Source organism: Methylolobus aquaticus, assembly GCF_054172105.1.
In genome coordinates this window covers 233,895-245,799 of record NZ_JBSYXP010000005.1, presented here as the reverse complement: position 1 = coordinate 245,799, position 11,905 = coordinate 233,895, and the positions used below count along the sequence as shown (strand labels likewise).

At 64.4% G+C, this 11,905-nt stretch carries 11 protein-coding genes; 5 read left to right on the top strand and 6 right to left on the bottom strand.

Annotated features, from left to right (window positions below; translation table 11 throughout):
- Positions 1-137 precede the first annotated feature (137 nt).
- The 5 genes from ACW73L_RS08730 to ACW73L_RS08710 form a co-directional block, all read right to left on the bottom strand.
- A complete protein-coding gene (locus ACW73L_RS08730; protein WP_498921397.1) occupies positions 138-2,222 on the bottom strand; it encodes a hypothetical protein in 2,085 nt (694 codons plus the stop codon).
- A 107-nt stretch (positions 2,223-2,329) separates the two neighbouring features.
- Complete coding sequence (locus ACW73L_RS08725) at positions 2,330-3,013, bottom strand: hypothetical protein (protein ID WP_498921396.1); 684 nt, start codon at positions 3,011-3,013, stop codon at positions 2,330-2,332.
- Positions 3,014-3,696: 683 nt separating this feature from the next.
- A complete protein-coding gene (locus ACW73L_RS08720; protein ID WP_498921395.1) occupies positions 3,697-4,395 on the bottom strand; it encodes a hypothetical protein in 699 nt (232 codons plus the stop codon).
- 443 nt (positions 4,396-4,838) lie between these two features.
- On the bottom strand, positions 4,839-5,780 hold the full coding sequence (rsgA, locus tag ACW73L_RS08715; RefSeq protein ID WP_498921394.1) for a ribosome small subunit-dependent GTPase A: 942 nt from the start codon (positions 5,778-5,780) through the stop codon (positions 4,839-4,841).
- A 26-nt stretch (positions 5,781-5,806) separates the two neighbouring features.
- Positions 5,807-7,048, bottom strand: coding sequence for a M48 family metallopeptidase (locus ACW73L_RS08710; RefSeq protein WP_498921393.1), 1,242 nt, complete (start codon positions 7,046-7,048; stop codon positions 5,807-5,809).
- Between the two features lie 130 nt (positions 7,049-7,178).
- Between ACW73L_RS08710 and orn the strand changes: the two genes are divergently transcribed.
- From orn to ACW73L_RS08685, 5 genes are all read left to right on the top strand, one after another.
- On the top strand, positions 7,179-7,724 hold the full coding sequence (orn, locus tag ACW73L_RS08705) for an oligoribonuclease (protein WP_498921566.1): 546 nt from the start codon (positions 7,179-7,181) through the stop codon (positions 7,722-7,724).
- A 217-nt stretch (positions 7,725-7,941) separates the two neighbouring features.
- Positions 7,942-8,235 carry a zinc ribbon domain-containing protein gene (locus tag ACW73L_RS08700; RefSeq protein ID WP_139557204.1) on the top strand — a complete coding sequence of 98 codons (294 nt, stop codon included), beginning with the start codon at positions 7,942-7,944 and terminating at the stop codon, positions 8,233-8,235.
- A gap of 203 nt (positions 8,236-8,438) precedes the next feature.
- Positions 8,439-9,593, top strand: coding sequence for an efflux RND transporter periplasmic adaptor subunit (locus tag ACW73L_RS08695; protein WP_498921392.1), 1,155 nt, complete (start codon positions 8,439-8,441; stop codon positions 9,591-9,593).
- A 2-nt stretch (positions 9,594-9,595) separates the two neighbouring features.
- The gene (locus tag ACW73L_RS08690) at positions 9,596-10,297 is read left to right on the top strand and encodes an ABC transporter ATP-binding protein (RefSeq protein WP_498921390.1); all 702 of its coding nucleotides are present in this window, start codon (positions 9,596-9,598) and stop codon (positions 10,295-10,297) included.
- Positions 10,294-11,514: an ABC transporter permease gene (locus tag ACW73L_RS08685; RefSeq protein ID WP_498921388.1), complete on the top strand. Its 1,221-nt coding sequence runs from the start codon at positions 10,294-10,296 to the stop codon at positions 11,512-11,514. The genes ACW73L_RS08690 and ACW73L_RS08685 overlap by 4 nt, the downstream gene beginning before the upstream one ends.
- 34 nt (positions 11,515-11,548) lie before the next feature.
- Here the strand turns inward: ACW73L_RS08685 and ACW73L_RS08680 are convergent, their stop codons facing one another.
- Positions 11,549-11,740: a hypothetical protein gene (locus ACW73L_RS08680; protein WP_498921387.1), complete on the bottom strand. Its 192-nt coding sequence runs from the start codon at positions 11,738-11,740 to the stop codon at positions 11,549-11,551.
- Positions 11,741-11,905: the final 165 nt, after the last annotated feature.

Below are 11,905 nucleotides of genomic sequence, written 5' to 3'. Positions count from 1 at the left end.
GCCTTGCCAGGTCTCTCGAAGCCGTGGGACTGGGTGGCGACCGAGGTTCGGTCGCCACCCGGTGCGGGGCACTTTGCGTGACCGGCAACGCCGGCCGTTGACCAGCCGGGGATCGGCGTCCTTGCCGTGGTCGTCGGTCAGGGTGTCGTCACCATCAGCCGGCGCGCCTGATCCTTCAGGGAAATCGCGGCCCGGACCTGCCGATCGCGCCACCATTCCGGCACGTCTTTCGACTCATGGGCCGTCTTCTCCAGGTACAGCGCTCGTTGCAGCAAGGCCAGGGCGTCCGGATAGATTCCGGTCGGTGACTTGCGGAGCACCTGGACGGCGTCCTGCGTCTCGGCCGCTGCGAGGCGGATCATTTCGCGCGCCGCATAGCCATTGAGACTTTGCGCCTGCTGATCGAGCTTGTCGGAGCTGCGCAGATTTTCCAGAACATTGATCGTGCGCAGGAAGGCACCTACCGCATTGATCGAGTCCGGATCGAGCAACACCGTCCGATCGGCACCGGAAGAGGTCAGTGCGCCGGGTGAATTGTTGAACGCCGGTTCGTTGTACACCGCAATCGCCTCCTCGATGGTGTTCACGACGTTGTTGTGGAAGAACGGGCCGGTGTCCGCGGCCTCGACCAGCGAGGGCGTGTTGAATCGGTGGTCCCCGAAACAGGCGCCACGTGCATCGTCCGGCCCGCAGGTGTTCGGCAGTGTGCCGAAACCCCCGTCGTAGGCCATGTTCGGCTGGGCCAGCCGGGCCGGATGGTTGGGCAGGTTCTCGATACCCGTGTCGCGCGTCGGATTCGCCTTGGTCGTCGAACTGTTGGCGCCGGCATTCTCATGGCAGCCATTGCAGTTGCCGGTGCCATGCACGATCTGGCCGGTAACCGGGTCCTTCTCATTCTGCTTCGTGTCGAAGATCAGCTTGCCCTTTTCGACGAACTCCGACTTGAACACCAGGGTCTTCAGGTCCAACTCCTCACCCGGACCGCGGCCCAGCGACAACATGTACAACTCGATGTCCTCCAGCTCTTCGGCCGTGGCTTCCCGGAAATCCTGGCCCGGAACGCGGGCGAGTGTCTTCGGGAAGTGCTGCACGATCGCGCCCGCAGTGAACATCTTCAGCGAGCCGGGGGCGGGCGCGCCGTCGCCGGACCAACCCACCGCCTGGGTTGTCATGCCCGAGTCCTCTTCCTCGACCGCGATCGAGTTGGATAGACCGAGCAGATGCGGCACGCTGCGCATGATCGGCGGTTTGTCGGTTTCGAAGCCGTCGATGTTGGTCAGAACCAAGCCGAATTTCCGGAGCAGCCAGGGCTTCTCGAGCTTCTTCAGTGCCGGATTCGTGTCCGCTACGAACAGCGGGTCATGCGGTGGAAGCTTGGCGATATAGGCCGGGTCGATCGTGTGATTGTTGTCGGGGCGATGGCAGGTCCCGCAGGTTCGGCCGTTGCCGTCGAAGGTCTCGTTCAGAAACAGGTCGCGGCCGCGTGCCACGCGCTCGCCGAGCACACTGCCAAGGTCGAGAGCGCGACCGGTGGCGACGGCCTTGCCGGGCAACAGCATCTCGACCGCACGCAGGGGATCCGAGTCGGCCGCTGTCCGCCGGCGAGTCAGTTCGCCCAGAAACTCCCGCTGGCGCAGTGTCTCGAACGCACTGGGCGCGCCAAAAATCAATCCGTCTGTGGGTTGCGCCCTGTCCGGTGCAATCACGGCCAGATCGAGCTTGAAGCTGGCAATCAGCTCGGGGCTCAGCGTGGTTTCGAGTTGCGCCGTCCCGTCCCGGGCGACGAAGCGGCCGACATCGAGAAACCGGTCACCCTGTTCGGGCCGGATGGAACGGTGGGGGCCGGGCTCGTTGCTCACCCACCAGAGGCGGTAGGCGCCATCGCGCGAGAAGCGCGAAACGGACAGACTGACCTGGCCGCTCTGCCGATCGACTTTCAGAAGGCCTTTGGCCTCGGTGTAGACCGGCGAGAAGGCCTTGGAATACCCCAAGGGAATGCGGAACGAGGTGGGCGCGGCGCTGCGATCGCGCGCTGAGCTCCAGCGTTCGTAGGCTTGGTAAAGCGTATCCAGGTCGGCCATCCCGATCATGCGCGGCGCCTCGGGCGTGGCCGGCCGAAGTGCGCCGAAAAGCAGGGCCAGAGCGAGGACGGAGAACCCGATAAGGGCGCGTGCGGGGCGTGGTGCCGTGCGAGCGGTGGCGCGCAGCGGCAAAGTGTTCATGGGGGACATCATCGTGAGCCTCAAACAGCAATGCGGCCGGCCCCCCCCTCCCTGAGAACCGGCCGACAGAAAGGCGTTACGTCCTGCCGCTGGCGGCGGGACCGAAATTACTTCGTAATGATTTGGGCGCGGTAACCGTGAAAGCCGGTGTAGCAAGTATCAGTGGAGGCGCAGAACGACAGGTTGGCGCCGCCGATCGCGATGCTGTACTTGCCGGCCGGCAGCCACTTGTTCAACACGGCGGTTGCTTTACCGGCGGTGTTCGGCTGGTTCGCCAGGAACTGCAGCGAAGGAGCCCAGGCGAAGTTGCCGCTGTTGTTGTAGCGATGATCTTCGCAGCCCGTCTCTTCCCAACCGGAGTACAGCGACAGCGCCGGGTACAGTTGGTCCCCCGCCGTGGTGTAGGCGATCGAGGGGGCGCCGGTGTCCGGATTGGTTACGATGCTGGGCAGCAACACGCCCTGCTGACGTGCGATCTTGATCTGGACGTTTGCCGGCTGCGTCAGTTCGAACTTGACCCAGTCAGAGGTGTGGGTCCAACCCGTTTCGGGCGGGTTGTAGCCCGGAGGCGGCTCGTTCCAGCTCTTGGCACCAACCCGGCGGACGAAGCTCAGCGAAGCACGCTGGCTGGCCGTGACTGCCCATTCGTAGCCTATCCCGGTGCAGACGCCCGGCACATAAGGGGTCGGCGTGATCCACGCGACGGTGTTGGCAGCGGCAGTGCCGGAAAAGCCGAAGGCGCTGGCTGACAGCAGGCCGGCCGCTAGCAGGGAACTCTTGTTCAATGACATGCGTGAAGCTCCAATAAGTGCATCGCTTGGATGCCAGTTATTCCTTGGTTTACGAAGACTGACATCGTCAGGTATGCCGGAAGCGACGGAGGCGATCTGGGCCTGGGCGCGGTCCGCCAAGCCGATCACGGCTAACGCGACGATGCAGCAAGAACTTAAAGGGCATCCCGGCCCGGCTGCGGTCCTTCTTCCTTCCGTAGCAGTAATCCTTGAAATGTGGGCCTTGAACCACTCCCTGGCTCCCGTCCCGGTCCACAGGGGTGTCGGCGGCGCCGACGCCCACAACAAAACAACGTCCGCAGTCGATCCCTTCGAACTGCGACACCATGCATAAGCACTTAACGTGCCATAAGAGAACTCGTGCGATTTCAGTGGCCTACTTGGATGCGATGAGCCGGCTATCGGGTATTTCCCATATTCCAGTGCGGGAAATGCCTCAGGGCGAGTGGGCAGCGAGGGCGCATCGGTATCCTGTCAGAGAATCCCGCGGCGTCCCGTCAGCGATCGAAAGAAGGGATCCGCAGGACCGGCGTGCTGAGATTTCCTCGATTCGCCGCGTGCTTCCCGAGGCGCTCTTCACGCTATCCCCCCGCTTATCCGAGCGAGACGGCCAACTCGCGCGCTGGCCGTCCGGGTATCAGGACCTTCGGCATCGGTGCGGCGCCCGAGCTACCGGCAAGTTGTCACTCGGTGGAGATCGAAGCGCGGTAGCCTTGCCGTCCGCCGTAGCAGGCCGCGTCGGTGGGCGAGCAGAAGGAGACGTTGGCGCCGCCAATGGCCAGGGTGTACTTCCCGGCAGGCAGCGAGCGAACCAGCGTTGCCGTGGTCCAGCCGGCGCTATTCGGCTGATTTGCGACGTACTCTAGCGCGGGTGCCCATGCGATGGGTCCGGCATTGTTGTAACGATGCGCCGTGTATTCGCAGGCCTCTTCTTCCCATCCCTTCCAGATCGAGAAGGCCGGAAACAGCTTGCTGCCGGCGAGATTGTAGCTAATGGCCGGGCTGCCCGAGGTCGGATCGGTGATGATGGTGGGCATCAGAACGCCCTGCTGCCGGGAGATCTCGATACGCACCTTGGCCGCCTTTTTCAGTTCCAGGGCCACGAAGTTGGACGTATGGGTCCAGCCGGTTTCGGGCGGAGTGTAAAACGGAGGCGGCTCGTTCCAGCTCTTGGCGCCAACGTGGTGGACGAAGCCGGCGCGCGCGGGCTTGCCGAGGGTTACGGTCCATTCGTAACTGATACCGTTGCAGTCGGTCTCGGGCACATTGGGTTTGGGATCGCCGAACACGACGCTGGTACCTGCGGCGGAAAGGCCCGGAAGGGTGGCTGCGCTTACGGTAAGGATGCTGGCACTGACAAACTTTGCGATGGTCTGGGACATCAAGGGACTCGGAAACTGTATGGCTGTAGGTTGAAGTGGGTTTTCGAGCCGTGCCTTGCCCCCTGACACGGCGCCTGACACCGACACCCGGCGGTCCGTTTGTATCGAGCGTCTGGGTGGGGTTTGCGGAACCGGGACCCGCCTTGTGGCGAGCCCCGTCTTCCTTTGGTTAGGGCGTCCGGGCCCTGCTGCGGTCCGACTTCCATCCCTGGCCTAGCTTCGTCCTGTAGGCCGTCGATGCCACTCGTGGTGAGTGGCCCGGACGACAGTGTCATTGAGCGCCGTCCTGGCGTCGTCCCGGCAGTTAAGGCAGACAGCGTGCCAATCCGTAAGTTACGGAAAACACTGGTGGGAAGCGTGACGGCATGCGGGGCGTACCGCGTTTTGACACGGCCCGGTGCGGCATTTGCCGCACCGGGCCGCTGCGGGTCGGCGGGTTAAGCTCAGCCGGGCGGCTGTGCCGAGGTCAGGAAAGCGGCGGACACCCCTTTCTCCAACAACTTCCGATAGCGAGCGTGGCGCGCCTCACTGAGGTGTCCCGCGGCGACCGCCTCGCGGACGGCGCAGCCCATGTCGTCGAGATGTCGGCAGTCGTTGAAGCGGCAGCGGCCGATGAACTCGCGGAACTCGCGATAGCCGTGGGCAATGTCGCGGCCGTTCATTTGCGCGAGGCCAAACACCGTGACACCCGGGCTATCGATCAGGTCGCCGCTGCCGGGCAAGTGATAAAGAGTGGCCGTGGTGGTCGTATGGCGGCCGAGACCACTCTTGGCGGACAGTTCGTTGACGCGCAGCGAACGATCCGGGATCAGCGCGTTGGTCAGCGACGACTTGCCGACCCCCGATTGCCCGGCCAGCATGCTGCAGGTCGAGTGCAGTCGCTGCCGCAGACTGGCGAGGCCGACTCCTGCTCGGGCGCTGACTTCCAGCACCGGATAGCCGGCGGCGGCATAGTTCCGGACTTCGACATCCAGACGCGTGCGGTCGCCCCCCAGGTCGAGCTTGTTGATCAGCAGGCCACCGGCGATACCGCGGTGTTCGCTGACGGCGAGTATCTGGTCGACCAGCAGGAAATCGGGTTCCGGCGCAACGGCAAGGACGACCCACACGTGCTGGATATTGGCGGCCACCGTGCGGGTCCGGCCACCACGCGCCGGCCGCAACAGCTCGGTGCTACGGGGCAGGACGGCCGTTACGACCCCGCTGTCGGGTCCGGTGGCTTCAACCTGCACGCGGTCTCCGACCGCGACGTCGATGATGCGACGCCGGCTCTGGCAGACGAGCAACTCGCCGCGCGCGGTCTCGACGGCAAGGCTTTTGCCGAGATGGGCGATCACCAGCCCGATGGCATCCCCGGGTGATGTCGGGGCCGCTCGCTCGATCACTCCACGGGACACCGGGAGGGAAGCCCCTAGGTCTTCGTCGAGAGGTGCGCGATCCGGATCGAGGCCGGCGGATGACTGTAGTGAAACGCGGAATACAGCGGGTCGGGCGTCAGCGTGCTGGCGTTATCCCGGTAAAGCTTGACCAAGGCGCTGACCAGAAAGGAAGCCCGTGTCTGGCCGGCGGCGAAATCGTCCGCTTCGAATTCGTGCCGGCGCTGAAAATATGCGGTGACCGGCTGCAGGAAAATCGTGAAGACCGGGGATATCAGAAGGAACAACAGCAGGGCGCTGGCGTGCGACGGCGTGGACACGCCCAGTCCGGTGTAGAACCAGTCCTGCCCGGCCAGCCAGCCCAGCAGCGCAAAGCCCGAAAAACTGATGGCCGAACTGGCGATCAGCATCTTCAGAACGTGCTTGAGTTTGAAGTGACCGAGTTCGTGCGCCAGGACCGCCTCGACTTCGTCGTGATCGAGGGTCGACAGCAGGGTGTCGAAGAACACGATGCGCTTGTTGTTGCCGATTCCGGTGAAATAGGCGTTGCCATGGCCGGAGCGGCGCGACCCGTCCATCACGAACACGCCCTTGCTCAGAAACCCGCAACGCTCCAGCAGATGGTCGATCCGGTGTTTCAGATCCTGATCCTGGAGCGGCGTGAACTTGTTGAACAGCGGGGCGATGAAGGTCGGAAAAGCCCAACTCATCAGGATCGAGAAGCCCATCAGGATGGCCCAGGCCCAGAGCCACCACAAAGGGCCGGTGCGGTCCATGACCCACAGCATCAACGCGAGCAGCGGCGCCCCCAGGGCGATCGACAGACCCGCCTGCATCAGCATGTCCTTGGCGTACTGGGCCGGCGTCGTGCGATTGAAGCCGAAGCGCTGCTCCACGGAGAAGGTCTGATAGACCGAAACCGGCAGTTCGATCAGATGCATCAGCAGCAGCGTGGACAAGATCACACCGATACCCGCGACGATCCCGCGGCCGGCCATCGCGACCCACACGGAGCTCAGCCATTCGATCCCGCCGCCCAGCGTGAACAGCAGCAAAGTGGCGGCGCTCAGCCAGCGGGACCACTGGCTGACGCGCCCCTTGGCCAGTGTGTAGTCCGCGGCCTTTTGATGGGCTTCCAACGCGATCTGATCACGGAAGGGTTCGGGCACTTGGTCGCGGTGCGCGCGTACATGCGCCAGATGTCGCCGCATCAGCCAGGCCTCGATGGCGACTGCTGCCGCCAGCGCGGCCAGAAAAATTACAGTGAAGCCATTCATAAAAGGTTCGCCACGCAGACCGGTAAAGTCGGACAGGTTAGCCTCTGGTAGAATGCCTGACAAGCATCGGATCGCCCGGTCTTTCGTGCTGACAGCACCCACGCTCCAGGATCTTGAGCTGACCAACGCCATGCCCCATCACTCGCAAAACCTCGTCTGGATCGATCTCGAAATGACCGGACTGGATCCCCAGCGGGATGCCATCATCGAGATTGCCACGGTCGTAACGGACCAGGAGCTGAACATCCTGGCCAATGGGCCCGTGCTGGCGGTGCATCAGAACGAGTCCGCGCTGGCCTGCATGGATGACTGGAACCAGCGTCAGCATGGCAAGTCGGGATTGTTGGAGCGCGTTCGTGCGAGCCGCGAGAATGAAAGCTCGGCCGAGCGCAAGACGCTTGACTTCCTGTCTCGTTGGGTGCCGCCGGGCGCTTCGCCCATGTGCGGCAACAGCATCTGCCAGGATCGGCGTTTCCTCGCGCGCTGCATGCCGTCGCTCGAAGCGCACTTCCACTACCGGAATCTCGATGTGTCCTCGATCAAGATATTGGTGCAGCGCTGGGCGCCCCATCTTGCCGACGGTTTCCGCAAGAGCAGCAGCCACGAGGCGCTCGAGGACATCCTGGAATCGATAGCCGAGCTGAAGTACTACCGGCAGGTTTTTCTGCGTTACTAGCACGGCGAGGGTTAGCCCGTAGGCCGTGCGGAACACCGATAGCGCGGTTTTCGACGTTCCGGTATGCTGCGCAGCGGCGACTGACGATGGGTTATGGCTCGGGGTGACGCGCGGCGCAGCTGGCATCGGCGGCCTCGTGCCGGGTCCGGCCTGACGACGATCCCAAACGCACCACCCATGAATAAGCAAGAGACAGCACCCGGATCGAGGTAGCAGCATGTTCTGTCGGTACTGCGGAAAGAAGCTCAAGAATGATGCCGTGATCTGTACATCCTGTCGGCGGCCGGTCGAGCCATTGACCGTTGCCGGCGTGCCGGTCGATTCCGGGCGTGCCTGGAGCTTCGGCATGATGGCCGGCCTGATTGCCGCGACCTTGTTTCTGCCCCCTGTCGGGATCGTTTTCGGCTTTCTGGGTCTTCGGAATCCCGCACGGCGGACACAAGGCGCCGTGTTGATGACGGTATCGGTCTTCATGAGCTTGCTGATGTTGGCCGTCATGCTGGGCCTTTGAGGTACTCGGCAGCGCGGTCGCTCGCGTGCGCGGTGCCGACATTTCAAATCGAGCAACGATTGCCCGTCCCGCCTCACCGTTCCGATCCTGCATTACGCCGCCACAGCCGGCGATGCAATGGCTGATTCACCGGATTTGAGTTTCGTATCTTCACCCGCTGAAGGCGCGGCCGCGATTTCCGGCGCGGTGCATCGGCGCGCCCCATGAAGGCCGCGCGGCGCGGCTGGTCGCTTACCTGGCTGCTGGTTGCTGCGCTGTGTTCGGTGGCGGCCTACTATGCCGGACGACAGCAGGAGGACCGCGGCGAGGGGCTCCGTTACCGCACCGAGCCCGTCACGCGGGGCGATGTCTTTCAGACCGTCTCGGCGAACGGGACCTTGAATCCGGTGGTCCTCGTCAACGTCGGCACGCAGATCTCCGGGCGCATCCAGCGCCTGCACGCCGACTTCAACGACCGGGTCAAGGAGGGACAGGTTCTGGCCGAGCTGGACCCCCGACTGATCGAGGCGCAGCTGCGCCAGAACCGGGCGAACGTGGCCAGTGCGTTGGCGGATCTGCGTCTGGCGGAGAGCAACGCCGAGCGCACCCGAGCGTTGGTCGCGCGGAAATTCCTCGCCGAGGCGGAGCTGGACACGGCCATGAAGACCGTCGACGTCGCCCGCGCGACGCTGGAACGGGCGCGGGCGCAGGTCGCTTTCGATGAGACCAATCTGCACTACACGGTCATCCGCTCGCCCGTTTCCGGGATCGTGATCTCGCGCAACGTCGACGTCGGGCAGACCGTCGCGGCGACGTTCCAGACCCCCGTGCTGTTTCAGATCGCCCAGGATCTGACGCGCATGCAGATCGATACCAGTCTGGCCGAAGCGGACGTAGGCGGTGTCAGGGTAGGCCAGTCCGTGACCTTCACCGTCGACGCTTACCCGGAGCGCAACTTCGACGGGGTCGTCCGGCAGATCCGGATGAACCCGACCATCCAGCAGAATGTTGTGACCTACGATGTCGTCGTGACGGTGGATAATGCCGAGCGATTGCTGTTGCCCGGCATGACGGCCGTCGCGACGATACGGATCGCCGAGCGGAAGGGCACTTTGCGCCTGCCTCTGGCCGCGTTGCGCTTTCGCCCCGGCACGGCGGGTGACGTGCCGCTACCGGCCGTAAAGGGAGACGAACGCATCGTCTATCGCCTGGTGGATGGCAAGGCGGTGCCCATCGCGGTCCGGATCGGCATCTTCGGCGGGCGCGAAGCGGAGCTTGTCTCCGGTGACTTGCGCGAGGGTGATGGTCTGGTGATCGAAGAGATCGGCGCGGACCGCAAGAGCGGGTCGGGTGGCCGGATGCCCACCCGGATGTTCTGAGCGTGGATGACCTCATCCGGCTGGTCGGCGTCACCAAGGCGTACCCGGTCGGCGATGCCCCGCCGGTCCCCGTGCTGCATGGGGTCGACCTCCGGATCGCGGCGGGTGACTTCGTCGCCATCATGGGCGCGTCCGGCTCGGGCAAGTCGACGCTGATGAACATCCTGGGCTGTCTCGACACGCCGAGCAGCGGCGACTACGTGCTGGACGGCCGGAACATTGCCGAACTCGATGTCGACGAACTGGCCGCGGTGCGCCTGCGGCTGCTGGGCTTCGTTTTCCAGAGCTTCAATCTATTGCCCCGTATCGATGTCCTCGACAACGTCGCGCTGCCCCTGCTGTACGCGGGTGTGCCGCGGCGCGAGCGTCATCGACGCGCCGAACGCCTGTTGGCGCGGGTTGGCCTGCAAGGCTATGGCGCGAGGCGCCCGAACCAGCTTTCCGGCGGGCAGCAGCAGCGTGTCGCGATCGCTCGGGCATTGATCAACCAGCCACGCCTGCTGCTGGCTGACGAGCCGACGGGGAATCTCGACAGCGAAACCAGCGTCGATGTCATGCGTCTGTTTCGAACCTTGAACACCGAAGACGGTATCACGCTGATCATCGTGACGCACGAGGCGGATATCGCGGCCTATGCCCGCCGCCGCATCCGCTTTCGCGACGGCCGGATCGTCGAGGACACCGCCACGGAGCCGCTGGCGTGATCGCGGCCCTGGCGGCCGAGTCGTTGCGGGGGCTGCGGGCCAACCGGCTCCGTACCGCGCTGACCATGCTCGGGATCATCATCGGCGTTGCGGCGGTGATCGTGATGTTGGCGGTGGGCCAAGGGGCGCAGTCCATGGTCAGTAGCGCGATTGCGTCGATGGGCAGCAACCTGCTGGTGATCCTCTCGGGCGCCTCGACCTCGGGTGGAACGCGCATGGGTTTCGGCACGATTCCGACCTTGACCGGCGCCGATGCCGAAGCCATCGGCGATTTGCCGAACGTGGCGGCTGCCGCTCCGACCGTCATTGAAGCCGCGCAGATCGTCTCCGGCCCGAACAACTGGAGCGCCTCGGTGACCGGCACGACGCCGGCGTTCCTGACGATACGCGCGTGGGAGCTGGCCGAGGGTGTGCCGTTCAGCGACGTCGACGTCCGCTCCGCGAGCCGCGTGGCCTTGCTGGGGCAGACCGCGGCGACGAATCTGTTCGGACCGGCGTCGCCGGTTGGCAAGACGATACGCATCAAGAACGTGCCCTTCACGGTGATCGGGCTCCTGGCGCCCAAAGGTCAGAGTCTCGACGGACGGGACCAGGACGATACGGCCGTCATTCCGCTGACTACCGCTCAGCGCAAGCTGTTCGGCAACCGCTTTCCGGGAACCGTGCGCTTCATCATCGCCCAGGCGAAGTCCGAGGATGCGATGCTCCGGGCCGAACGGGAGATCAACGAGTTGCTGCGGCAGCGCCACCGGATCCGTGAGGGACAGGAAGACGACTTCACGGTACGAAACCTGACCGCGCTGGCGGAGACCGCGGCGGCCAGCACGCGCATCATGTCGATCATGCTGGGGTCTATCGCCTCGGTTTCGCTGCTGGTCGGCGGGATCGGCATCATGAACATCATGCTGGTGTCGGTCACCGAGCGGACGCGCGAGATCGGTATCCGCGTTGCCGTGGGTGCACGGCGGCGGGACATCCTGTGGCAGTTCCTGCTCGAGGCGCTGTTCATATCGCTGGCCGGCAGCCTGATCGGCGTGGGACTCGGCATCGGCGTCACGCACGCGCTGGCCGCGGCGGTCGGCATGCCGACCGTGATCACACTGTGGTCGATCGGGCTGTCGTTTGCCGTTGCGGCCGCGGTCGGGATCTTTTTCGGCTTCTATCCGGCCCGCAAGGCGGCCGACCTCAATCCGATCGAGGCCTTGCGCTACCAGTAACGGGGCGCCGTCGCGCCAATGTTCTGCGGGAGTCTCACTCGCGATCCGGCTCCTCGCTGCGGCCCACCAGTTCCCGGTAGCACTTCACGAACGAGACAGCCGCGTAAAGCATCACCGCGAACAGCACCCATTCCTGCGGCGAGACGCCGGTTGGGTTGTCGTCGAACACGACGATGCCGATGGTCGCCGCCAGGAATAGGGCAAAGTAGTTGAAGAGCCAGAACATACGCGTATTTCACTCGCTGGTGGGTGACTGATCGCCGGGGCGTCGAACCGGTCCGGCACGGGGTTTCTCGGGCTTGCTCGGCGCTCCCGATGGCTGCAGCCGAAAAGCCTGTCCCCGATGGCAACACTATCCACGCGGGATCGCGGCGAGTCGGGTTCGGATCTG